The organism is Stenotrophomonas sp. YJH_SMC_53, assembly GCF_059369995.1.
Map to the genome: position 1 here is coordinate 113017 of NZ_JCAFTF010000005.1, position 23612 is coordinate 136628.

Annotated in this window: 22 protein-coding genes; 9 read left to right on the top strand and 13 right to left on the bottom strand. The window is 67.8% G+C overall.

Going from position 1 to position 23612, the window contains the following annotated elements:
• The gene (locus AC5P7X_RS09680) at nt 1-633 is read left to right on the top strand and encodes a CoA transferase subunit B (RefSeq protein ID WP_329842792.1); all 633 of its coding nucleotides are present in this window, start codon (nt 1-3) and stop codon (nt 631-633) included.
• A gap of 32 nt (nt 634-665) precedes the next feature.
• Here AC5P7X_RS09680 and AC5P7X_RS09685 read toward each other — a convergent pair whose 3' ends face one another.
• Complete coding sequence (locus AC5P7X_RS09685; protein ID WP_329842791.1) at nt 666-2723, bottom strand: glycoside hydrolase family 99-like domain-containing protein; 2058 nt, start codon at nt 2721-2723, stop codon at nt 666-668.
• Between the two features lie 118 nt (nt 2724-2841).
• Here AC5P7X_RS09685 and AC5P7X_RS09690 point away from each other — a divergent pair, with 118 nt between their 5' ends.
• The gene (locus AC5P7X_RS09690) at nt 2842-3429 is read left to right on the top strand and encodes an alpha-ketoglutarate-dependent dioxygenase AlkB family protein (protein WP_329842790.1); all 588 of its coding nucleotides are present in this window, start codon (nt 2842-2844) and stop codon (nt 3427-3429) included.
• 4 nt (nt 3430-3433) lie between these two features.
• On the opposite strand, the gene AC5P7X_RS09695 is transcribed toward AC5P7X_RS09690, so the two are convergent.
• From AC5P7X_RS09695 to AC5P7X_RS09710, 4 genes are read right to left on the bottom strand one after another with little or no spacing between them, the layout of a single operon-like run.
• On the bottom strand, nt 3434-4075 hold the full coding sequence (locus AC5P7X_RS09695; protein ID WP_049440685.1) for an ABC-type transport auxiliary lipoprotein family protein: 642 nt from the start codon (nt 4073-4075) through the stop codon (nt 3434-3436).
• Nucleotides 4072-4998 carry an MlaD family protein gene (locus AC5P7X_RS09700; protein ID WP_005415199.1) on the bottom strand — a complete coding sequence of 309 codons (927 nt, stop codon included), beginning with the start codon at nt 4996-4998 and terminating at the stop codon, nt 4072-4074. The genes AC5P7X_RS09695 and AC5P7X_RS09700 overlap by 4 nt, the downstream gene beginning before the upstream one ends.
• A gap of 3 nt (nt 4999-5001) precedes the next feature.
• Complete coding sequence (locus AC5P7X_RS09705; protein ID WP_005415200.1) at nt 5002-5829, bottom strand: ABC transporter ATP-binding protein; 828 nt, start codon at nt 5827-5829, stop codon at nt 5002-5004.
• Nucleotide 5830: 1 nt separating this feature from the next.
• A complete protein-coding gene (locus tag AC5P7X_RS09710) occupies nt 5831-6952 on the bottom strand; it encodes an MlaE family ABC transporter permease (protein ID WP_065179137.1) in 1122 nt (373 codons plus the stop codon).
• A gap of 92 nt (nt 6953-7044) precedes the next feature.
• Here AC5P7X_RS09710 and AC5P7X_RS09715 point away from each other — a divergent pair, with 92 nt between their 5' ends.
• The gene (locus AC5P7X_RS09715) at nt 7045-8304 is read left to right on the top strand and encodes a threonine/serine exporter family protein (protein ID WP_005415202.1); all 1260 of its coding nucleotides are present in this window, start codon (nt 7045-7047) and stop codon (nt 8302-8304) included.
• Between the two features lie 109 nt (nt 8305-8413).
• Here AC5P7X_RS09715 and AC5P7X_RS09720 read toward each other — a convergent pair whose 3' ends face one another.
• From AC5P7X_RS09720 to AC5P7X_RS09730, 3 genes are all read right to left on the bottom strand, one after another.
• Nucleotides 8414-8797, bottom strand: coding sequence for an H-NS histone family protein (locus AC5P7X_RS09720; protein WP_005415203.1), 384 nt, complete (start codon nt 8795-8797; stop codon nt 8414-8416).
• Between the two features lie 220 nt (nt 8798-9017).
• Complete coding sequence (locus AC5P7X_RS09725) at nt 9018-10721, bottom strand: proline--tRNA ligase (protein ID WP_346607681.1); 1704 nt, start codon at nt 10719-10721, stop codon at nt 9018-9020.
• A 745-nt stretch (nt 10722-11466) separates the two neighbouring features.
• Nucleotides 11467-11844 carry a DUF4124 domain-containing protein gene (locus AC5P7X_RS09730; protein ID WP_065196267.1) on the bottom strand — a complete coding sequence of 126 codons (378 nt, stop codon included), beginning with the start codon at nt 11842-11844 and terminating at the stop codon, nt 11467-11469.
• A gap of 80 nt (nt 11845-11924) precedes the next feature.
• Between AC5P7X_RS09730 and pssA the strand changes: the two genes are divergently transcribed.
• Genes pssA through rimI form a run of 3 tightly spaced genes read left to right on the top strand, consistent with a single transcriptional unit; the run spans nt 11925 to nt 13701 of the window.
• The gene (pssA, locus tag AC5P7X_RS09735) at nt 11925-12701 is read left to right on the top strand and encodes a CDP-diacylglycerol--serine O-phosphatidyltransferase (RefSeq protein WP_049414341.1); all 777 of its coding nucleotides are present in this window, start codon (nt 11925-11927) and stop codon (nt 12699-12701) included.
• On the top strand, nt 12698-13207 hold the full coding sequence (locus tag AC5P7X_RS09740) for a hypothetical protein (RefSeq protein ID WP_053500385.1): 510 nt from the start codon (nt 12698-12700) through the stop codon (nt 13205-13207). Before pssA ends, AC5P7X_RS09740 begins: the two co-directional genes overlap by 4 nt.
• Entirely contained in the window at nt 13204-13701 is a 498-nt protein-coding gene (rimI, locus tag AC5P7X_RS09745) for a ribosomal protein S18-alanine N-acetyltransferase (protein ID WP_005415208.1), read from the top strand. Before AC5P7X_RS09740 ends, rimI begins: the two co-directional genes overlap by 4 nt.
• Before the next feature lie 142 nt (nt 13702-13843).
• On the opposite strand, the gene AC5P7X_RS09750 is transcribed toward rimI, so the two are convergent.
• The 4 genes from AC5P7X_RS09750 to AC5P7X_RS09765 all read right to left on the bottom strand — a co-directional run bounded on the left by AC5P7X_RS09750 (nt 13844) and on the right by AC5P7X_RS09765 (nt 19686).
• Nucleotides 13844-14665 (bottom strand): EamA family transporter, encoded by an 822-nt coding sequence (locus AC5P7X_RS09750; protein ID WP_005415209.1) that lies wholly within the window; start codon nt 14663-14665, stop codon nt 13844-13846.
• 133 nt (nt 14666-14798) lie between these two features.
• Nucleotides 14799-17627: a valine--tRNA ligase gene (locus AC5P7X_RS09755; protein ID WP_171957962.1), complete on the bottom strand. Its 2829-nt coding sequence runs from the start codon at nt 17625-17627 to the stop codon at nt 14799-14801.
• A 72-nt stretch (nt 17628-17699) separates the two neighbouring features.
• Nucleotides 17700-18125, bottom strand: coding sequence for a DNA polymerase III subunit chi (locus AC5P7X_RS09760; protein ID WP_005415211.1), 426 nt, complete (start codon nt 18123-18125; stop codon nt 17700-17702).
• 82 nt (nt 18126-18207) lie between these two features.
• Entirely contained in the window at nt 18208-19686 is a 1479-nt protein-coding gene (locus AC5P7X_RS09765) for a leucyl aminopeptidase (protein WP_070489624.1), read from the bottom strand.
• Nucleotides 19687-19790: 104 nt separating this feature from the next.
• Between AC5P7X_RS09765 and lptF the strand changes: the two genes are divergently transcribed.
• Together lptF and lptG are read left to right on the top strand one after the other, a co-directional pair.
• Nucleotides 19791-20873, top strand: coding sequence for an LPS export ABC transporter permease LptF (lptF, locus tag AC5P7X_RS09770; protein ID WP_070489622.1), 1083 nt, complete (start codon nt 19791-19793; stop codon nt 20871-20873).
• On the top strand, nt 20870-21976 hold the full coding sequence (lptG, locus tag AC5P7X_RS09775; protein WP_206620175.1) for an LPS export ABC transporter permease LptG: 1107 nt from the start codon (nt 20870-20872) through the stop codon (nt 21974-21976). Before lptF ends, lptG begins: the two co-directional genes overlap by 4 nt.
• Before the next feature lie 90 nt (nt 21977-22066).
• On the opposite strand, the gene AC5P7X_RS09780 is transcribed toward lptG, so the two are convergent.
• Entirely contained in the window at nt 22067-22558 is a 492-nt protein-coding gene (locus AC5P7X_RS09780; RefSeq protein WP_171957964.1) for an RDD family protein, read from the bottom strand.
• A 56-nt stretch (nt 22559-22614) separates the two neighbouring features.
• On the opposite strand from AC5P7X_RS09780, the gene xerD reads away from it, so the two are divergent.
• Nucleotides 22615-23592, top strand: coding sequence for a site-specific tyrosine recombinase XerD (xerD, locus tag AC5P7X_RS09785; RefSeq protein WP_005415216.1), 978 nt, complete (start codon nt 22615-22617; stop codon nt 23590-23592).
• The last annotated feature ends 20 nt before the right edge of the window (nt 23593-23612 follow it).

A 23612-nucleotide genomic window follows, 5' to 3' on the forward strand; every position in this document is an offset into this window, starting at 1 on the left:
ATGGCGTGGAGCCGCGATGAAATGGCGGCCCGTGCCGCCCAGGAACTGACCGATGGCGCCTACGTGAACCTGGGCATCGGCCTGCCGACCCTGGTCGCCAACCACATTCCCGAAGGCGTGGACGTGTGGCTGCAGTCGGAGAACGGCCTGCTCGGCATCGGCCCGTTCCCGACCGACGCCGAAGTCGACGCCGACCTGATCAATGCCGGCAAGCAGACCGTCACCGCACGTGCGGGCGCCAGCTACTTCGGCAGCCACGACAGCTTTGCGATGATCCGTGGTGGTCACGTCAACCTGGCCATCCTCGGCGCCATGCAGGTCACCGACAAGGGCGACCTGGCCAACTGGATGGTGCCCGGCAAGATGGTCAAGGGCATGGGCGGCGCGATGGACCTGGTGGCCGGCGTGCAGCGCGTGGTGGTGTTGATGGAGCACACCGCCAAGAACGGCGAGCACAAGATCCTGGCCGAATGCACGTTGCCGTTGACCGGCGTGGGCGTGGTCGACCGCATCATCACCGATCTGGCCGTGTTCGACGTGACTGATAAGGGCCTGCTGCTGGTGGAGGCCGCGCCGGGTGTCAGCGATCAAGAGCTGAAGGAAAAGACCGGCGTTGCGTTCCTGCGCGACTGATCGAAAGCACGGGGGCCGTTGGCCCCCGGCGCTCAACTGCGGCGAGCGTAGGCGTACGTCGTGTCCTGGGGCGAGGGTAGGCCTAGCAGGGCGGCTGCATCCTGCTGGCGGTAGCCCGCATGGCGCGCGACGAGTGTGAAGGTCCGCTCGATGGCGTGGGCGAGGGTGCCGTCCACCTGCCCGGCCTCGGTGTCGAACAGCGACGGCTGCAGGTGCGTGTCCAGCATGGGCCGCAGGGCTTCAAGCCGCACCCAGAACATGCTGCCAGCGATGAAACTATCGGCGTTGATGTCGCCCTGAGATACGCCGAAACGGCTCAGCAATGCCTGCACGTTACGTTCGTTCGCGCCCCAGAAATAGTCCAGGCGTTGGACGTGCCCTTCCGGCGGTACCAGGCCGAGAGAGGGGTCCTTGGCAAACGCATCGACGATACCGGACGCCCGGTCGGGCGCCATTAGGCGATCAATCAGCTCGTTACGCCAGCGGTCGCCATCGTTGCGGTGGATGGAGCGCTTGGTGTGCAGCTTCAAGACAATATCCTCGCCGTCTTCAAGCAGCGATTCGGCCGCGTGCAGGAAGGGAAGAATGTCCCGGCCATGGTTGGCAAATGCGCGGATCTCAGCATTGATGCCACTGGCTTTCAGCACCTGCCTAATCTGAGCATGCCGCTCGTGGGTGGTGGTGACAACCACGCGCCAGGGCAGACCGGTGGCCTTCAGCTTGTCCAGCAGTTCGGCGAAAACGTCCGGATACCAGGCATGAATCACCACGCATGGTCTTGCCGGCGTCTGCCGGACGGCAGACGGCAACAGCGCCTCACGGGTGGCCTGCAGCCAGGCATGGCCGAGGCGGGCATCCGGTTCCAGCACGGCACCTTCAGCCCACTCGTTCCAGGCGTTTATGAACACCAGTCGCTGCGCCTGCGGTGCTGCGGAGAGGCGTTCATGGATCGTGGTGCGCAACCAGTCACGGTAACCACGTGGTGAAGCGTGCAGGTACACGCGGCCGCGACCGGAACGTCGGGCCTCGTTGTCCCAACCGGGGTTGACCCCGGGATAGAGCGGGTAATCGGGCAGGGGACGGGCGGCGATTCCGCTGGCCAGTTCGCGCCAGTCGCGCACGTCGCCATTGAAGTCGGGATTGAGCAGCCACTGCTGCGCCGAAAGTGAGCGCGGATTACTCATGTTGGGCGGGAACTCGACCGCCGCATCAAAGCCGATATCGCGCGGATCCGGTCGCTCGAAGCCCTGGACGTAGGCCAGGTGGATCTCTCCCACGCCGTTGTCGCGGCACCAGCGGCGCCAGCGCTCGGCAGTCGCCCGGGCGTCGGGCAGCAGGTTCGGGCGATAGACCAGCAGCATCGGCCGACCCTCGACTTTCAATGCACGGCGGTCGCGCAGGTAGGGCGCGACATGTGCGATGAAGGCCAGATCGTCCTCTGCGCTGTGCTGCTGGCCGATCAGGATGTCGTCGTCGCGGCCGTCCCAGCGTCGTGCCCAGTTCTCGTTGGCCCAGCACAGGCAGAACGGCAGGTCGATGCTGTCATCGGCCAGCCATTGACGCAGCGGGTCCTCCATCAGGGTGCGGCCGCTGAACCAATAGTAGTAGAAGCAGAATGCGCCGATGCCGTACTCCGCAGCCAAGCGTGCCTGGTCACGCATCACCTGCGGGTTGCGCAGGTCATAGAAGCCGAGGTCGGCCGGCAGGCGGGGTTGGATGTGACCCTCGAACTGCGGCAGGGCGCGGGTCACGTTGCGCCACTCGGTAAAGCCCTTGCCCCACCAGGCGTCGTTCTCCGGGAAGGTGTGGAACTGCGGCAGGTAGAAAGCGACCAGCGTCGCTGGCATGGGTGACGGCAATGCTCCCTCACGCCATGGCACGTGGCCGATCGCCGGTTCATCGGCACGCCAGCGCAGCTGGGCACTGGCGCGCGCGCCCCACTCATCCTGCTGCCCCTTGGGGGGCGGCGGCACCCAGTCGCCATGCCGTGCCAACAGCCGGGTGCGCAACCGGTCGCGCTGCGCCTGCGGCAACGGCAAGGCCCGGAACACGGCGCGCAGCAACGGGAACAGCGACTGGCGCAGGCTCATCGGGTGAGGCCTCGCGACAGCGGGCGGTAGGACGGGATCAGCATCTGGGCAACGGTCATGGCGCCATTTTCGGTGTTGGCGGCCATGACGGCAAACGGCGGCGTGCTAGCGTGTGACCATGCTGTTCCCCCATGACCTGCCCGATGCCGATGTCCTGCACCTGCCGGGATGGCTGGCTGCTGCCGACGCCGACCGGCTCAGGGGGGCGCTGCAGGCCGACGTGCGGTGGGAGGTCCACCGCATCCGCATGTTCGGCAACTGGGTGGACTCGCCACGGCTGAGCTGCTGGATCGGCGACCCGCAGGCGCGCTACCGCTACTCCGGTGCCGAGTTCGTGCCGCATCCGTGGCCGCCTGTGTTGCAGGCCGTGCGCGGGCGCCTGCGGGCCGAAGGCTACGGCCGCTTCAACAGCGTGCTGCTGAACCGCTATCGCGGCGGCGGCGACTACATGGGCTGGCACAGCGATGACGAGCCGGAGCTGGGGCCGGCCCCGGTGATCGCGTCGCTGAGCCTGGGTGCGGCGCGCCGTTTCCTGCTGCGCCGACGCGACGATCCGGCGCGCAAGGCTGAATTCGTGCTTCGCCATGGTGACCTGCTGCTGATGGCCGGGCAGACCCAGCGCTTCTACCAGCACGCGTTGCCGAAGATGACGCGGGTGCAGGGCGAGCGCATCAACCTGACGTTCCGCTGGATTGCGCCGCGCTGATCGATCAGCGCGCGACGTTAGGTTGGTCGGCCTGCCCGCTCACCAGCGTCCAGCCGACGACGTCCTGTGCCAGCTGCTGCAGGCCGCGCTCGAACGCCGCGGTCACCGCCGGCACGTCGGTGCTGCCGACCGGCTGCGCCTGGCGGAAGGTGCGGTCGGCCACCACGCGCTGGTCGGCGACATGGATCAGCTTGGCGTTGACCTCGATCACCACGGTCGGCGTGGCCTGGCCCTGGTAATCCGATTCGAAGCGACGCACGTCGGTGGACAGCTTGTAGTCGGCGCGGATGCCGGCAGTGCTGCGGGCCACGCCGCGGATGCGGCCGGAATCCTCGAAGCCACGCAGCAGGGTGTCCTCGATCATGTCGGTGGCCGGCTGCGCCCAGCTGGCCCCCTTGTAGATCTCAAGCTGGGAGGGTGTCGGCCGCACATTGATGCGCGGGCTGTCGACCATGCGCGCGGCGCTGGGCTTGGCCAGCACCAGCTGCCAGCTGGCCTGCGGCCATGCCGGGTCCGCCTTGACCTGCACGGACGGCGAGTACAGCGTCACCGCGGTTTTCTCGCTGCTGCCGAGGATGGAGCAGCCGCCCAGCAGGGTGACCATCGAAGCGGCCAGCAGCAGGCGCGGAAGGGTGGTCGGGCTCATTTGGGTTCGAACTCCTTCGGTGCGTCGCGGCCCAGCAGGTAGCGCGCGGGGTTGTTCTCGAGGCGGTCGCTGACCCGGCGCAGGTCGCGGATCAGGCCGCGCAGTTCGGTCAGCGTCGGGCCCAGCTGGCCAAGGCCATCGTTGGCAAAGCTGTTGATCGCGGCGCGGTTCTCGCCAAGGATCGAATCGGCGTTGCCGGCGGCCGAATCGAGCTTGGCCAGGGTCGTGTCGAGCTTGTCGATGATGCCGGGCAGCTGCTGCACCAGGTTCCTGTCCAGGCGCTCGATGGTGCCGTTGGTGGTCTTCAGCGTGGTGTCCAGGCTGCGGGCGGCATCGCGCGCGCTGAGCAACAGCGCCTGCGTGCCCTGGTCACGGTCGGCCAGGCCACCGCTGATCGTCTCCAGGTTGGCCAGCGTCGCGTTGATCGAGGCCACGTTGCGGTCGCTGAGGATCTGGTCCATGCGCTCGACAATGCGGTTGGCCACGTCGGTGATGTTCTGCAGCGCCGAGGGCGTGGTCGGGATGATCGGTGCCGGGTCCTTGTTGACCGTGGTCAGCGCCGGCGACTGCGGCGTGCCGCCGCTGAGCTGGATGATCGACGGGCCGGTCAGGCTGGTGATCGCCAGCTTGGCGCGGGTATCGGTCTTGACCGGCGTGTTGGAGTTCAGGCGGATGCGCGCGACCACCTGGCGCGGGTCGTCCGGCACCAGGTTCAGTTCGGTGATCGAGCCCACCGCGATGCCGTTGTACTGCACCGGGCTGCCCACCGACAGGCCGGTCACCGCTTCGCGGAACACCACGCGGTACTCCTGCCAGGTGCGGTCGGAGGAGTACTTGGCCGCCCACAGGCCGAAGGCCAGCAGGGCCAGGCCGGTGATCAGGGTGAACGCGCCGATCAGCACGTAGTTGGCTTTGGTTTCCATGGCTCAGGCACTCTCGATCTGTTCGCCACGCGCGGCGCGCGCGCGGGGTCCGTGGAAGTATTCCTGGATCCACGGATGATCCAGTTTCTCGATGTCGGGCAAGGCGGCGTTGGCCACCACCTTGCGGTCGGCGATCACCGCTACCCGGTCGCAGATCGCATACAGCGTGTCCAGGTCGTGGGTGATCAGGAACACGGTCAGCCCCAGCGCTTCCTGCAGCGTCTTGATCAGGCGGTCGAACGCCGCCGCGCCGATCGGGTCGAGGCCGGCGGTGGGTTCGTCCAGGAACAGCAACGGCGGATCCAGCGCCAGCGCCCGGGCCAGGCCGGCGCGCTTGCGCATGCCGCCGGACAGCTGCGAAGGCAGCTTGTTGATCGCGTCGGCGGGCAGGCCGGCCAGTTTCACTTTCAGCAGCGCCAGTTCGTAGTGCCAGCGCTCGGGCAGTTCGCGGTGGTGTTCCTTCAATGGAACCTGGACGTTCTCACCCACGGTCAGCGACGAGAACAGGGCACCGTCCTGGAACAGCACGCCGGTATTGCGTTCGATGTGCAGGCGGCTCTCGGCGTCGTCGGCGCGCGCATCGCGGCCGAGGACTTCGATCTGCCCAGCATCCGGCACACGCAGGCCGAGGATCGAGCGCATCAGCACCGACTTGCCGGTGCCGGAGCCGCCGACCACGCCCAGGATTTCGCCGCGGCGTACGTCCAGATCCAGGTCTTCGTGCACGGTCTGGCTGCCGAACCGGTTGACCAGGCCACGCACGCGGATGGCCAGTTCGTGGCCCTGGTCGTCGCGCATGTCGATGGATTCGGGGAGGGCGGATGTGCTCATGTCACCAGTCCATGTGCATGAACCACAACGCCGCGAAGGCGTCGATGATGATCACCAGCGAGATCGTCTGCACCACGCTGGAGGTGGTGCGCTCGCCGACCGACTGCGCGGTGCCCTCGACCTTCAGGCCCTCCAGGCAGCCGATCAGGCCGATCACCAGGGCGAATACCGGCGCCTTCGACAGGCCTACCAGCAGGTGCCGCACTTCCATCGTCTCGTGCATGCGCGCGATGTACATCTGCGGCGGGATGTCGAGGTCGAACGCACCGACGGTGATGCCGCCGGCCAGGCCGGCGATCATCGCGATGAAGGTCAGCAAGGGCAGGGTGACCAGCAGCGCCAGCAAGCGTGGCAGCACCAGCAGGTCGACCGGGTCCAGGCCCAGCGTACGCATCGCATCGATCTCCTCGCGTGCCTTCATCGCACCGATCTGCGCGGTGAAGGCGCTGGCGGTACGGCCGGCCAGCACGATCGCGGTCAGCAGCACGGCGAACTCGCGCAGGAAAGCGATGTTGACCAGCTCGACCACGTAGATCTCGGCGCCGAAGTCGCGCAGGATGGTCGAGCCGAGGAACGCGATCACCGCGCCCACCAGGTAGGACAACAGCGCCACCAGCGGCACCGCATCCAGCCCGACCTGCTCCATCTGATGCACGGTGGCGGTCAGCCGGAAGCGGCGGGGTTCCTTGACCAGCCGCGCCGCCTTGACCAGGTTCTCGCCGAGGAAACTGCACAGGGCCTTGATGTTGTGGCCGGTGGCGTGGACGCTGACACCCAGCCGCTCAAGCGCGGCCAGCACGCCGAAATCGCGCTTGGCCTTGGGCCGGTCATCGGCCACTTCCTCGATGGTGCACACCAGCGCCTGGTGGTCCGGCCGGAACTGCAGCGCGTCTTCGTGGAGATCGGCGCGATGGGCCACGCGCAGCACCTGCAGCACGCCGGCCGAATCGAGCTGCTCGATGCCGGTGGCATCGATGCCGGTCAGCGCGTCGGGAACGCCGCGCAGGACTTCGGCCGCGGCCAGCGCGGTCTTCAAGGTCCAGGTGCCGGACAGGCGGATCAGGCCCGGGTCGTGGGCATCCTGTTCGAGCTGGGGGGCGAGATTCGGGGTGACGTGGGCCATTCGGGTCGCAGCATAACCGTTCTGTATCGGGCTTCGCGTCGAACTTGGATGAATTTCTCCGGTGGGCCCCAGCGTAGGTAATACTACGGCGCATGTCCGCAGATGCTCACACGATCCCCACGCCCCAGGCCACCTACGCACAGCGCGTGGCCTTCGTTTCCGAGATCGCCGGACGCCTGCACAGCTATGGCACCACGGCCCAGCGCCTGGAAACGGCGGTGGTTGCACTGGCCCGCCAGCTCGATCTGGATTGTGAACCGTGGTCGAATCCCACCGGCATCATCCTCAGCTTCAGCGATCCGGCCCAGGCGATCGGCTCCAGCGACATCACCCGCGTGATCCGCCTGGCACCGGGTGAGAACGACCTGCACAAGCTCAGCGTTGCCGACCACATCGCCGAAGAAGTGTCCAACGGGCGGATGAGCATCGCCCAGGGCCACACTGCGCTGCGCCAGCTGGACAAGGATCCGGGCCGGCGCGGCAAGCTGCGCACCATCCTGTCGTTCAGCCTCGGCGCGGCGGGCGTGGCGGGCATGTGGAAGCTGCCGTGGCTGGACATCGCCACCGCCGGTGTCATCGGCCTGATGATCGGCCTGCTCGGCATGGTCACCGATCGCCGCCCGGCCACCCGCGAAGCCGCCGAGGCGCTGGCCGCGCTGCTGGCCGGCATGGTCGCCACCCTGGTCGCGTCGTTCATTGGTGCGCTCAACCTCAATACGGTGATCATCGCCTCGCTGGTGGTGCTGCTGCCCGGCATGTCGCTGACCAATGCGGTCAATGAGCTGGCCAGCCAGCACTGGGTATCGGGTACCGCGCGCTTTGCCGGCGCGCTGACCACCATCATGAAGCTCAGCGTCGGCGCGATGATCGCGGTGACCCTGGCCGATGTGCTCGGCCTGGATCCGGTGATCCGGGCCGCGCGGCCGCAGGGGCCGTGGGTGGAATGGGGCTCGCTGCTGACCGCCGCATTTGCCTTCGCGATGCTGTTCAAGGCCAATCGCCGCGATTATCCGTGGGTGATTGCCGCCTCGGTGGCCGGTTATGCGATCTCCAAGTTCGGCGGCCACGCCTGGGGCGCACCGGCCGGTATCTTCCTGTCGGCAATGCTGCTGACCGCCGGTGGCAACCTGTTCGGACGCCTGGTCGGGCGTCCGGGCGCGATCATCCGCCTGCCGGGCATCATCATGATGGTGCCCGGCAGCACCAGCCTGCGTGGCGTGCTGACCCTGGTCCAGCAGCAGGACGTGGGCGCCGGCCAGAGCGTGTTTCTCACCGTTCTGAACGTGGTGATGGCGCTGGTGGCGGGCCTGCTGTTCGGCAACCTGCTGATGCCGGCGCGCAAGACCCTGTAGAGCCGAGCCCATGTTCGGCTTTGCATATGGATGGCCGAGCGTGGGCTCGGCTCTACAAACAGGAAACGCCGGCTTTCGCCGGCGTTTTTCATTGCTCCCCGATCCGGCCTCAGGCCTTCTTGATCAGGAAATCTTCCGGCTTCTTGTTGCCCTTGGCGGTCAGTTCAGCCATCCAGCGCGGCTGCTTGCCACGGCCGGTCCAGGTTTCCTTGGGGTTGGCCGGGTTGCGGTACTTCGGGGCAACCTTGCCCAGCTTGCGGCCGGCGGTCTTCGACGGTGCCTTGGCGACCTTGGCCACCTTGCGCGCGCGCGGGGCCGGGGCGTCGCCGAACAGTTCCTCGATGGTGTAGCCCTCGGTCTTGGCCAGCTTGGTCAGCTGGGCGCGCACCTTGGTGATCGGCCGGCGCTTGGCGACGATGGTCTGCTGCTTCTTGGCGGTACGGATCAGGGCGCCCAGCTCGCGTGCTGACAGGCCGGTCAGGTCAATGCTCATTTACGGTTACTCCGGAAACTAATGTGTGGACGGGACAAGCCAGTCCATGGCGTCGGCGGACAGAATAGAGATGAATTAATCACAGCACAAATGCAGGCAGGACATGCCGTGGCGGCATACCAGCGCCGTGGCGGCGATTTTGACCGGATTATGTCCGCTGCAATATCGGCGAAGGCCGCGGGCAGAAAAAAAAGACCGGGGCAGGCCCGGTCTTTCCACGTCAGCCCTGCAGTCGCTGCAGCAGGGTGGCCTTGTCCAGGCTCTCCGCCTCGCTGGCGCGGCGCGCGCGGTACTCGTAGGTGCCGGCGGCCAGGCCGCGTTCGCTGACCACCACGCGGTGCGGGATGCCGATCAGTTCCATGTCGGCGAACATCGCGCCCGGGCGCAGGCCGCGATCGTCGAGCGCGGCGTCCAGGCCGGCGTCGCGCAGCTCCTGCAGCAGATTGGCTGCAGCGTCGGCCACGGCGGAATCGCCCTTCGGGTTGATCACGCACACCACGACCTGCCACGGCGCCATCGCGTCCGGCCAGATGATGCCGGCATCGTCATGGTTCTGTTCGATCGCGGCAGCCACCACGCGCGAGATACCGATACCGTAGCAGCCCATCGCCATCACCGCCGCCTTGCCGTTTTCATCCAGCACGGTGGCATCCAGCGCTTCGGCGTACTTGCGGCCGAGCTGGAACACGTGGCCGACTTCGATGCCACGGGCGATCTTCAGTTCACCGCCGTCCACGGCACGATCGCCGGCACGCACGTTGCGGATGTCGGCCACTTCCGGTTCCGGCAGGTCGCGGCCCCAGTTGACGCCGGCCAGGTGGAAACCGGCCTCGTTGGCGCCGACGACGAAGTCGGCCATTGCCGCCACTTCGCGATCGGCGACCACGCGGATGGCCTTGGCCGGCGCGACCGGGCCGAGGAAGCCTGGCACGCTGCCCAGGTGCTCGGCGATTTCCGCCTCGCTGGCGAAGCGTTGCTCGTCCAGCCCGGCCACCTTGGCCAGCTTGATCTCATTGACCTCATGGTCGCCACGCACCAGCACCAGCACGAACTGCTGTGCCTCGCCTTCGCCGGCGATCAGTGCCACCGACTTCACCGTGCGCTGCAGGTCGATGCCGAGCAGGGCCGCGACGTCCTCGCAGGTCTTCTGGGTGGGGGTATCCACCTTGCGCATTGTTTCGGTGGCGGCCGCACGCGGTGCCGGATCGGCGGCGATCGCCGCCTCCATGTTCGCCGCGTAGTCCGAACCGGTGGAGAACACCAGCGCGTCTTCGCCGGAATCGGCGATCACGTGGAATTCCTGCGAGGCATCGCCGCCGATCGCGCCGGAGTCTGCCTGCACCATGCGGAAATCCAGGCCGAGGCGGGTGAAGATGCGGCTGTAGGCCGACTTCATGTTCTCGTACTCGCGCACCAGGCACTCATCGTGCAGGTGGAACGAATAGGCGTCCTTCATCAGGAATTCGCGCGCGCGCATCACGCCGAAGCGCGGGCGGATCTCGTCGCGGAACTTGGTCTGAATCTGGTAGAAGTTCACCGGCAGCTGCTTGTAGCTGGACAGCTCGCTGCGCGCGAAGTCGCAGGCGGCTTCTTCGGCGGTCGGGCTGTAGCAGAACACCTGGTCCTTGCGGTCCTTGATCTTCAGCAGCTGCGGGCCGAACTTCTGCCACCGGCCGGTCTGCTCCCACAGTTCCTTCGGCTGGATGGTCGGGATCTGGAATTCCACCGCGCCGGCCCGGTTCATTTCCTCGCGAACGATGCGCTCGACCTTGCGCAGCACGCGCAGGCCCAGCGGCGACCAGGTGTACAGGCCCGATGCCAGCTTGCGGATCATGCCCGCGCGCAGCATCAGCCGGTGGCTGGTCAGCTCGGCGTCGCTGGGGGTTTCCTTGGTGGTGTGCAGGTGGAACTGGGAGAGGCGCATCGTCGGCTTCGGATAACGGCAGAGACGTCTATTCTGCCAGCCCGGCCGGGGGGAGGGGTATCGGCAGGGCTGCGCCCTGCACCCGCCGTAGTGCCGGCCGCTGGCCGGCAACCTCAGAAGCAACAGCCGAAGCAACAGCGGGTTTCCCGTGGGATGGCGGGGTGGGGCCGGTTGCGGGGGACGCCGTAAACCCCGCTCCGCGGTCCGGCCCAGCCGCTGGCGGCTGTGCGTTCGGACGCTTGCGAAGCAGTGCTTCGCAAGCAAAGCGCCCTCACCCTTGGGGGCTTGGCCGCGGCATCCATGCCGCGGACACTCCCGCAACCGGACCCACCCCGCCTTCGACAGTTTCCTGCGAGCTGTCGGAATGGCTCCTGGGGTCAGATCCGTTTTCCGCAGGAAAACGGATCTGACCCGGATTCAACTCGAGATCCGACAGATTTCATCCACGCATGGCGTGGATCTACTGACCACCGGGGATCTGTCGGGGGTGGGGTGGTGTCGGATTGCGGGGTGTCAGCCGCATGGGCCCGAGGCATGCCTCGGGCGGGTTGGGCAGGACGCCCAACCCCGGTCTTGCCGTGTGCGCAGGACAGCGCACACGAGCAAGCGGCTGCCAAGCCTACATGGACGTACTTGCGGCGTCCCCGCAATCCGACACCGCCCCGCCATTCCACGGAATGCCCGCTTTTGACGTTGCCGTTGCTTGCAGCCTCTGCAGGTGCAGGGCGCAGCCCTGCCGATACCCTTAACCGGCCGGTGGGCAGTACGCCTTGATGGCGGCCTGCGCCAATCCCTTCTGCGCGGTGTGCTGCTCCGGGGTCAACGGGGTATCGGCCTTGCCATCACCATCGGTGTCCTGCATCACCTGGCCACCGCCGTCCAGCAGGGCCAGGTTGGCCCGGGCCGTGCTGCACTGCTCGGGAACCGGGGCGGCCGGGGTCTCTGTGCTGGCCGCGGCCTGCGGGGTTCGGGCCTGCTCGCGGGTCTCGTACTTCTTGCCCGCCGGTGGGGTCTCCGAGTACTGGGTCACGCCATGGGCGTCCTTCCATTTGTAGACGGGACCGGCCACGGCGTTGGCACTGGCCAACAGCAGCAGGCATCCAAGGCAGGACAGGGCACGCATGGCAAACTCCACGGAATGGGCGTAGAACGCCGATTGCAGCATTGGCGCCGAGCACTGGCAAGTCGATTAAACTGGATTCCATGGACCCGATCACACCGCCGCCGCGCTCGCGCACGATTTACCTGTTGCCCAACCTGTTCACCACCGCCGGCCTGTTCTCCGGTTTCTACGCGATCATCGCCGCGGCCAACGGGGATTTCGTCAACGCCAGCATCGCCGTGTTCGTGGCGGCGGTGATGGATGGCCTGGACGGGCGCGTGGCGCGCCTGACCGGTACCAGCAGCGAATTCGGCGTGCAGTACGACTCGCTGGCTGACCTGGTCAGCTTCGGCATGGCCCCGGCGCTGGTGATGTACCACTGGTCGCTGTCGTGGCTAAAGTTCGATGATCCGCTGCTCGGCCGCGTCGGCTGGGCCGTGGCCTTCCTGTATGCGGCCTGCGCGGCACTGCGCCTGGCCCGCTTCAACACGCAGGTGGCGGTGGTCGACAAGCGCTGGTTCGTTGGCCTGGCCAGCCCGGCCGCAGCGGGCCTGATGATGTCCTTCGTCTGGGCGTTCGCCGACGGCAACCTGGGCTGGGATGGCAACCAGCTGCGCTACGTGGCGCTGGCGGTGACGATCATCGCTGCGCTGCTGATGGTCAGCCGTATCCGCTTCTGGAGCTTCAAGGGCGGCGCGGCCAAGGGCACCCGTTCGGATCGCGTGCCGTTCCTGGTGCTGGCGCTGGTGCCGGTCGCCATTGCCATCGCGGTGATCGACCTGCCGCGCGTGCTGTTCGCGGTCGGCATCCTGTACGCCCTGTCCGGCCCGGTGATGTGGGCCGTGCAGCGCCTGCGCAAGAAGCCCGAGGCCGCGTGAGCCAGGACCTGCCCGTGCTGTGGTCGCCGGCCCAGCAGGCCTGGCTGCAGGCCATGGGCTATACCGTCTATCACGACGGCCAGCTGGCCGCCGAGCTGGATGCCGCATTGCAGTTGAGCGTGGCCGAAGCCGAGGCCAGTGTTGCCCCGCCGGAACCGGAGCCGGTGCGGGCCGCTGTGCCGCCGCGCGACGCCCACGCCGCGACCGCGACCGCAGTACGCGCGGAACGCCCGGCTCCGCCGCGCCGCGAAACGCCGGTCAGTGCCCCGGATACCGTGCCGGCGGCTGAGCGCCCGCTGCCCAGCGGCAACGCACGACAGCCGGTGGTACGCCTGCCCGATCGCCTGCAGATCGCGCTGCTGCGCGCGTCCGGCTGCAACCCGAACGACCCGGCGACGCAGGTGCTGATGGACAGCTGGCCGCTGGACCAGCTGCGCCGTGACCCGGCCGCCAAGCGTGCGCTGTGGCCGCAGCTGCGTGCCCTGCGCAAGCGGGGTGCGCGGTGAGCGCGGTGACCCGGCCCGGCCCGGTCAGCCTGCGTGCGCTGCGCGAGAGCGACCTCAATGCCGTGATGGCGATCGAGCTGAGGGGCTATCCTTTTCCCTGGACCCGCGGCATCTTCATCGACTGCCTGCGCGCCGGCTATCCCGGCCTGGCGATGGAGCGCGATGGCCTGCTGGTCGGCTATGGCGTGCTCAGCATCGCCGCGGATGAAGCGCACGTGCTCAACATCTGCATCGACCCGCTGGCACAGTCGCGCGGGCTGGGCCGCCAGCTGCTGCGCGCGATGGTGCAACTGGCCGCCGACCGTGGTGCCCAGCGCGTCTTCCTGGAGGTGCGTCCGTCCAACACGCCGGCGCTGGCGCTGTACCACAGCGAAGGCTTCAACGAGATCGGCCGCCGCCCGCGTTACTATCCGGCCGCACAGGGCCGCGAGGACGCGGTGGTGATGGCGATCGAGCTGGTCGACGGCGACCTGCAGGTGATGCCGCCGCTTTAACGCAGACGGGTTGCCGGCCAGCGGCCGGCACTACCGGTTGCCGCCAACCTTGGTTGGCAGCAATGCGCCGACCAAGGTCGGCTACTACCAAGGCGTGCAATGGCATATCCGGTAGGTGCCAACCTTGGTTGGCACGCTCTGCTCACGCCAGCCGCAACGCCAGCACGCCACCGACGATGAGCGACGCTGCCAGCCAGCGCGCGCGTGGTATCCGTTCGCGCAGCAGGAACACCGAGATCAGCAGCGCGAACAGGATCGAGGATTCGCGCAGCGCCGAGATCATCGCCACCGGCGCCTGGGTCATGGCCCACAACGCCATCGCATAGGAGGCGGTGGTGCCGACGCCACCGGCCAGTCCCAGCGGCCAATGCTGCCGCGCATAGTCCAGTACCGCGCCGCCGCGCGTGTACAACGCCCACAGCGGCAGCGGAATGCCCGACAGCAGGAACAACCACAGCGTGTAGCTGAGCGCGCTGCCGGACTGCCGTGCACCCTGCGCATCGACCAGCGTGTAGGTGGCGATCATCGCTGCGGTCAGCAGCGGCAGGCGCAGTTGGCCGCCACGCGCACCCACTGCCATGCACAGGATGCCGGTGCTCACCAGCACCACACCCAGCCACGCTGCAGCGGGCAATGGTTCACCGAGCAGGGTGCCCGCCAGTGCGACCAGGATCGGCGCGCTGCCACGCATCAGCGGGTAGGCCAGGCTCATGTCGACCTGCTGGTAACAGCGTGCGACCAGCCCGTAATAGGTCACCTGCAACAGCACCGATGCGCCCAGCCAGGGCCAGCTGTGCGCGGCGGGAAAAGGCAGGAAGGGCAGGGCGGCGGCCGACAGCAGCGCGGCGCTGCCGGTGACCAGCACGGTGCCGAGGAACTTGTCCGGCCCGCGCTTGACGATCGCATTCCAGCTGGCATGCAGTGCCGCAGCGGCGAGAACCAGCAGGAAGATCGAAAGAGGCATCCGGCGATGATGCCATGCGGCGGAAATGGAAACGCCGGGCATCGCCCGGCGTTTCCGATTCCGCTTGGGTGGGTGCCAACCTCTCCCGGCGTGGTAGGTGCCAACCTTGGTTGGCACGCACCAGAGCGCGGCGTTACAGCTTCGCGCGCTGTTCGCGCAGGCCGGCCAGCTGGGTGTTCCAGTCGGCCAGGCGCACGCGTTCCTGCTCGACCACGGCCGGCGGCACCTTGTCGGTGAACTTGGCCAGCTTGGTCTCGCTCTTCTCCTTTTCGGCTTCGACGCGAGCGATTTCCTTGTCCAGGCGCACGCGCTCGGCATCGAGATCGACCAGGCCTTCCAGCGGCACCAGCAGCTTCAGCTCGCCCACGATCGCGGCGGCCGCCGGCGGTGCGCTTTCGCCTTCGGCCAGCCACTGGATGCTGTCCAGCTTCAGCAGGAACGACAGCGAAGCGCTGAAGCGTTCAATACGCACGCGGTCCTGTGCCAGGCCGGCCTGCAGGCGCAGCGGCACCAGCTTGGACGGTGCGACGTTCAGCTCACTGCGCACGCGGCGCACGGCACTGATCACCGCCTTCAGCCATTCCACGTCGGCCTCGGCCTGGGCGAAATCACCGGCGAATTCGGCGGCGGTCGGGTACGGGCGCAGCGACAGCGTGGTTTCGGCCAGGCCCAGGCGCGGGGCCAGCTGCTGCCACAGCTGTTCGGTGATGAACGGCGTGAGCGGGTGCAGCAGGCGCAGCAGTGCTTCCAGCACGTACAGCAGGGTGTGGCGGGTGCTTTCGGCATCAGCCGCGTCGGCACCGTTCAAGGCCGGCTTGCTCAGCTCCAGGAACCAGTCGCAGAACGCGTTCCAGGCGAACTCGTACAGGCACTGCGCCAGGAGGTCGAAGCGATACGCGGCGAAATGGCCCTGAGCTTCGGCGGTGGTGGCGGCCAGGCGCGCGAGGATCCAGCGCTCGGCATCGGTGCGCGGCTTGGGCACGCCGGTGAACGCAGCGCCTTCGGTGTTCATCAGGGCGAAGCGGCTGGCGTTCCACAGCTTGTTGCAGAAGTTCTTGTAGCCCTCGGCGCGGTTCATGTCGAACTTGATGTCGCGGCCGTGGGTGGCCAGCGCGGCGATGGTGAAGCGCAGCGCGTCGGCACCGTGGGCGGCGATGCCGTCCGGGAATTCCTTGCGGGTGGCCTTCTCGATCTTCTCGACCATCTTCGGCTGCATCAGGCCGCCGGTGCGCTTGGCGACCAGGTCGTCGATGGTGATGCCGTCAATGATGTCCAGCGGGTCGAGCACGTTGCCCTTGCTCTTGGACATCTTCTGGCCCTGGCCGTCGCGGATCAGGCCGGTGAAGTAGACGTCCTTGAACGGGATCTTCCCGACCAGGTTGTCGGTGGCCATGATCATGCGCGCCACCCAGAAGAAGATGATGTCGAAGCCGGTGATCAGCACCGACGATGGCAGGTAGCGGTCGAAGCCGCGCTCGGCCATGGCCTGCTCATTCGGCCAGCCCAGGGTGGAGAACGGCCACAGCTGCGAGGAGAACCAGGTCTCCAGCACGTCGCTTTCCTGGTTCAGCACCACGTCGCTGCCCAGGTTGTGCTTCGCGCGCACTTCCTCTTCGCTGCGACCGACGTAGCAGTTGCCGGTGGCGGCATCGAACCACGCCGGGATACGGTGGCCCCACCACAGCTGGCGGCTGATGCACCAGTCCTGGATGTTGTTCATCCAGTGGCGGTAGGTGTTGATCCAGTTCGGCGGCACGAAGGAAATGCTTCCGTCCTCGACCAGTTCCAGGCCACGCTTGGCCAGGTCGTCCATCTTCACGAACCACTGGTCGGTCAGGTACGGCTCGATCACCTGGCCGGTACGGTCGCCGCGCGGCACCTGCAGCTTGTGCGCCTTGGTCTCGACCAGGATGCCCAGGTCTTCCAGTTCGGCCAGCACGGCCTTGCGCGCTTCATAGCGGTCCAGGCCCTGGAAGCGTTCCGGCGCGTTTTCGTTCAGCGCCGCCACCGGGGTGAACAGGTTGATCATCGGCAGGCTGTGGCGCACGCCCACTTCGTAGTCGTTGAAATCATGCGCCGGGGTGACCTTGACCACGCCGGTGCCGAACGCGCGGTCCACGTAGTCGTCGGCGATCACCGGCACGCGGCGGCCAGTCAGCGGCAGCACCACGCTCTTGCCGATCAGGTGCGCGTAACGCTCGTCTTCCGGGTGCACCATTACCGCGGTATCGCCCAGCAGCGTTTCCGGGCGGGTGGTGGCGACGACCAGATAGTCGCGGGTTTCGCGCAGCGTTTCCACGCCGTCGGCATCGCGCTCGACGTGCTCGTAGCTCAGGCCTTCGTCCAGCGTGTAGGCGATCGACCACAGGAAGCCGTCTTCCTCGGCGCTCTCCACTTCCAGGTCGGAAATGGCGGTCTTCAGCACCGGGTCCCAGTTCACCAGGCGCTGGCCGCGGTAGATCAGGCCCTGCTCGTACCAGCGCACGAAGGCTTCATTGACTGCCGCCGACGGCTGCGGGTCCATGGTGAAGGTGCTGCGCGACCAGTCGGCGGAGGTGCCAAGGCGACGCATCTGGCGTTCGATGGTGTCGCCGGACTGCTGCTTCCACTCCCAGACCTTGCCGATGAAGCCCTCGCGGCCCAGCGAATCGCGGGTCTCGCCCTTGCCTTCCAGCGCCAGGTTGCGGCTGACCACCATTTCGGTGGCGATGCCGGCGTGGTCGGTACCGACCTGCCACAGCGTGTCGTAGCCGCGCATGCGGTGGTAGCGCACCAGCGCGTCCATCAGGGTCTGCTGGAAGGCGTGGCCCATGTGCAGGGTGCCGGTCACGTTCGGCGGCGGCAGCAGGATGGTGTACGGCTCGCCCGTGCCGGACGGCTTGAAGTGGCCGGCCTTCTCCCAGGCCTCGTAGAGGTCGGTCTCGAAGGACTTCGGGTCGTAGCTGGAGGCGAGTTGGGTCATGCGGGGGAACCAGGAGGTAATCGTTGAAGGATCAGGGCGCGGCGGCGGCCCATCAAGGGGGCCGGGGCGCGCTCACATGTCGTGCTTGTTCAGGTCGTAACCGGCGGCCTTGTACTGGCGCCAGCGCTCGCGCAGCGGTTCGCGCGCTTCCGGATCGGCCGGCACCACTTCCAGCACGCGCTCGCACTGGCCCAGCCAGGGCTCGTCGCGCAGGTTGATCACCAGCGGACGCGCCGGTGCCTCGGTGCCGGGTACCGCGATCAGTACCAGGGCCTCTTCCTCGTCCATGTCTTCGCCGGCGATCTGGTGCGGGATGTAGGCGTCGTTGTCGAACGCCCACAGCAGCTCGTCCAGCTCCTCGGCCTGGGCCTGGTCACGGGCCAGCACCAGGGTGAACAACCCGGCGTCGTTGGCCTTGCGCGCCAGCTCACAGACCAGGCGCAGCGGCTCGGTCAGGAAGCGGGGCTTGGCGATCAGGTAGAAGTCGGCGCGGGGCATGGCAGGGTCCGGGTCAGGCAGGGGCCCGGCAGTGCCGGGCGAGGCCCCGGCCGGCGTCTGCCGGCCAGGGTCGGGTACGGCATCAGGCGCGGGCGGCCTGGTCCAGCAGCCACTGGCTCAGCAGGCCGACCGGGCGGCCGGTGGCCATGCCACGCTTGCCTTCATCGCTGGCCACGCCGGCGATGTCCAGATGGGCCCAGCGCTGGCCTTCGGCGAAGCGCGACAGGAAGCAGCCGGCGGTGATCGCGCCGGCCCAGCGGCCACCGATGTTGTAGACGTCGGCGAAGCTCGAATCCAGCATCGGCTGGTACTCGTCCCACAGCGGCAGGCGCCAGGCGCGGTCGAACACGTGCTCGCCGGCGGCCAGCAGCTCGTTGGCCAGGTCATCGTGCTTGCTCATCAGGCCGGCGGTCTGGTGGCCGAGGGCGACCATGCAGGCACCGGTCAGGGTGGCGACGTCGACCAGCGCGGCCGGCTCGAAGCGCTGCGCGTAGGTCAGCGCGTCGCACAGGATCAGGCGGCCTTCGGCGTCAGTGTTGCCCACTTCGATGGTCTTGCCCGACATCGAGGTGATCACGTCCGACGGACGATAGGCGTTGCCATCAATGGCGTTTTCCACCGCCGGGACCACCACGACGAGGTTCAGCGGCAGCTTGGCCTTGACCGCAGCGACGAAGGTGCCGATGACGTTGGCGCCACCGCACATGTCGTACTTCATCTCTTCGATGCCGCCCTGGGTCTTCAGGTTGACGCCACCGGTATCGAAGGTGATGCCCTTGCCGACCAGTACGTAAGGCTTGGCGTCGCCAGCGCCGGTCCACTTCAGCACGACCAGGCGCGGGCGGTTGGCCGAGCCACGGGCCACGGCCAGCAGCGAACCCATGCCCAGCGCTTCCATCTGGTGCTCGTCGAGGATCTCGGCTTCGGCACCGTCGTGCTCGCCGGCGAACTTTACGCCCACGTCGGCCAGATAGGCCGGGGTGCAGTAGTTCGGCGGCAGGTTGCCCAGCTCACGGGCGAACTCGACACCGGCGGCGATGGCCTGGCCCTGTGTCAGGGCCTGGCTGTCGTCACCGGCGATGGCCAGCTGGGTCAGACCGGCGTCGTCGGCCTTCTTCTTGCCCAGGGTGGCGGTATAGCGGTAGGCGGCGTGATCGGCGGCGATCACCGCCTGACGGATCGCCCAGGCCGCGTCGCGGTCCTTCACCGCCACTTCGGACAGGGTGAACAGTGCGCTGCGGGCAGCACCGGCCTTCAGCGCGCGCACGGCGTCGCCCACGGCCTTCAGGTACTGCGGCACGCCGAAACGGGCGGCTTCACCGAGGCCGACCACCAGCACGCGCGGGGCCGTCACGCCCGGCAGGTCGTGCAGCAGGGTGGTTGCGCCGGTCTTGCCGGACAGGTCGCCACGCTCGGCCAGGGCCGCCAGGCGGCCACCGCTGGCGGCATCCAGGGCCTGCGCGGCCGGGGTCAGGGTATGGTCGGCATACGCGCCGACCACCAGGCAATCAACGGTGGCGGCGGCCGGAGCAACGTGGTTCAGGGTGAATTCGAGGGCCATTGAGCAGATTCCATTGGCGAGTCCGTACAATCGCAGGCCGTTTACGCCCAGACAGTAGACTGGGCGGCACCGCGAACGAACCCCAGAGTTTAAACCACCGCCCCATGCTGAAGCTCGACCGATACCTGCTGGGCGATTTCGTCCAGAGTTTCCTGGCTACCCTGATCGTCCTGCTGGTGGTCAGCGTGGGCGGCGTGCTGGTGGACATCCTCGGCAACATCGCCGACGGACGCCTGCCAGCCAAGCTGCTGTTCTCCCAGCTGGGCCTGCAGTTCATCGCCTACCTGCCGCTGATCCTGCCGCTGGCACTGATGCTGGGCCTGCTGCTGGCCGTGGCGCGGCTGTACCGCGACTCGGAAATGGCGGTCATCACCGCCATTGGTGTCGGCCCCAAGCGACTGCTGCGGCCGCTGCTGATGCTGGTGGTGCCGGTGGTGCTGCTGGTTGGCGCCTGCTCGCTGTGGCTTGGCCCGTGGGCAGGCCGGGTGGCCGAGCAGATGATCATCGAGGCCAACCGCAGCGTGCTGATGGCCGGCCTGGAGCCGGGCCGTTTCACGCCGCTGCCCAACGGCGGCGTGGTCTACCTGTCCTCGATCTCGCCCGACGGCACCGAGCTGGGCAAGGTGTTCCTGCAGCGGCAGAAGGACGACCGCCTGGAAGTGGTGTCGGCCAACAGCGGCCGCATGTACTTCGAGGGCACCCGCCAGCGTTTCCTGGAGCTGGATGACGGCCACCAGGTGGAGGGGCCGGTGGCCGGCGCACTCGATTATCGGCTGGCGACCTTTGCCCGCAACGACGTGGCCCTGCCCGACGGCGCGCAGACCCGCACCGAGGACGACCCGGAACTGATGCCGACCCTGCAGCTGATCGGCGATGCGCGCCCGCAGGCGCAGGCGCAGCTGCACCGCCGCCTGGCACCGCCGCTGATCGCGCTGGCCTTCGCCCTGCTGACCGTGCCGCTGGGCCGCAGCTCGCCGCGCCAGCAGCGCTATGGACGCATGATGCTGGCCCTGATGGCCTACATGGTGGGTACCAACCTGATGTTCATCGGCAGTGGCTGGATCGCCAACGGCAAGATTCCGGCCGCGCTTGGCCTGTGGTGGTTGACGGTGCCGCTGCTGGCGCTGGCGATCTGGATGTATGTACGTGATGGCCGCCTGGGCCGCCCGAAGGGAGCCCGCGCATGAGGCTGCGCCCGATGCGTTTCGACCTGTACCTGGGTCGCTCGGTGTTCACCACGGTGCTGCTGACCTGGGCGGTGCTGGTCGGCCTGGACGTGGTGATGGCCTTCTCCGGCGAGTTCAAGGACATCGGCAAGAACGGCTATACGCTGGGCCATGCCGCCGCCTGGGTGCTGTACACGGTGCCGCGCCGCGCCTACACGATGTTCCCGACTGCCGCGGTGATCGGTGCACTGATGGGCCTGGGCCAGCTGGCGGCGACCTCGGAGCTGACCGCACTGCGTGCGCTGGGCCTGTCGCGCAAGCGCCTGAGCGTGTCGGTGGCGATCGCGCTGTCGCTGCTGACCGCGGTGATGGTGCTCAGCGCCGAGACGCTGGGCCCGTGGGGCCAGGACCGCGCCGACGCACTGAAGTCCAGCGCCAAGTGGGGCCGTGACATCTCCACTACCCGGTACTCGGGGCTGTGGGCGCGCGAAGGCGACACCTTCCTCAACGCCCAGAGCGGCGAGGAGCAGCTGGTGGGCGACAAGGGCACGCGGCTGATCCTGCGCGACGTGCGCCTGTACCGGATCGCCGAAGACGGCAACATCGCCTCGCTGACCCATGCGGCCACGGCCGAGCATGACAAGGACGGCTGGGTGCTGACCGGTGTGCGCCGCGATACCTTCGGCGAGCGCTCGGCCACCCGCCAGGAAGTGGCGCGTGAGCCGTGGAACTCGAAGCTGGATGCGGCGGCGCTGGCCACCGGCATTGCCAAGCCGCGCAATCTCAGCGTGTCCGAGCTGAGCACCAGCATTGCCTACCGCCAGCGCAACGGGCTGGATGCGCGCGACTTCGAGGATGTGTACTGGAGCCGCTGGTTCTATCCGGTGAACGTGCTGGCCCTGTGCCTGGCGGCGGTGCCGTTCGCGTTCGGGTCGCTGCGCAGCGGCGGCATGGGCAAGCGCCTGTTCCTGGGCATCCTGTTCGCATTGGGCTTCTGGCTGCTGCAGCTGTTCTTCGGCCGCATGGCCGGCGCGCTGAAGTTCGATTACCGCATTGCCTACGCGTTGCCGCCGATCGTGATGCTGGCGGTGTCTGGACTGCTGTTCCGGCGCAAGTCGGGCTGATCCTGGTTGTTGTAGAGCCGAGCCTGTGCTCGGCTGTCACGTACAGTGCGGAAAGCAGCCGAGCACGGGCTCGGCTCTACAGACAGCGCCTTACCGTTTCGGCATGCGCACCACGCGGGTGCCGCTGGCGCGGTCATGCCAGGTCAGGCGTTGGCGGTCGACCCACGCCCACCAGAATCCCAGCCCGCCCAGCAGCAGGGACAGCGTGCCCACCGCAAAGCGCAGCCACAACTGGCCGCGCCGCAACGGCGTGCCATCGATTGATTGCACTTTCAGCCGCCACGGACGCATGCCCAGGGTCTGTCCACCGCGGCGCCAACTGGCCGTCGCGTACCAGCCCGTGATCGCCCAGCACACCGCCCACAGCAGCCACTGCCAGGCACTGAACGGCGCGATGTTCTCGCGTTGCGCGTGGCCGCTGAAGGTGTAGGCGAGGGTGAACAGCGTGCCGGCCAGCATCCACAGCGCCAGCACCGGCAGTGCGTCGTAGACCATCGCCAGCACGCGCCAGGCCAACAAGGCACGTGGGCGGGGCATTTCGGTAGCGGCCGCAGGGGCCGTGTCGGTGGCAGGGCGGGACATGCGCCGAGCATACGCAAAGCTGGCCGTGCCCGCAGTGGCCCTCGTATCCTGCACGCATGGCCCTTGTCTCCACCCCCGCAGAACGCCGCCAGCTGGTCCAGCAACTGCCCGAGCTTCGCGCCGACGACGGCGTGCGCATCCAGCGCTTCCTCGATGCGATCTGGGCCGAGAACGGCCTGGCCCGTGCCACCCTCGACAGTTACCGGCGTGACCTGGAAGGGCTGGCGCGCTGGATGGATGGGCGCGACGGTGGCCTGGCCGGCATCGAGCGTCCTGGGCTGTTCGATTATCTGGCCTGGCGCACCCGGCATGGCTGGTCACCGCGCAGCAACGCGCGCCTGCTGTCGGCGTTGCGGGCGTTCTTCGCCGATGGCGTGCGCCGCGGCGAACGCAGCGAGGATCCCAGCGCGCTGCTGGACCCGCCGAAGTTGCCACGGCTGCTGCCCAAGGCGCTGGCCGAGAGCCAGATCGATGCGCTGCTGGCGGCCCCGGACGTCGACAGCCCATTGGGCCTGCGCGATCGCGCGATGCTGGAACTGATGTATGCCGCCGGCCTGCGCGTGAGTGAACTGGTGCTGCTGCCCGCGACGGCGGTCAACCTGCGCCAGGGCGTGCTGAGGGTCACCGGCAAGGGCAGCAAGGAACGGCTGGTGCCGCTGGGAGAGGAATCCCAGCACTGGCTGGAGCGTTACCTGCAGCAGTCGCGCCCGCAGCTGGTCGGCAAGGGCAAGGTGCATGCCCTGGCGGATGGGCAGGCCCCGTTGTTCATCGAACCGACGCTGCATGCGCTGACCCGGCAGGCGTTCTGGCATCTGGTCAAGCGCCACGCACAGGTGGCCGGCATCGACCCGGCGCGGATCAGCCCGCATGGGCTGCGGCACAGCTTCGCCACCCATCTGCTCAACCGAGGTGCCGACCTGCGCGCGCTGCAGATGCTGCTCGGCCACAGTTCATTGTCGACCACCCAGATCTACACCCTGGTAGCGCGCGAGCACCTGCAGAAGCTGCACGCCCGCCACCATCCGCGTGGCTGAGTGCCGGGCTGAATCGCTGC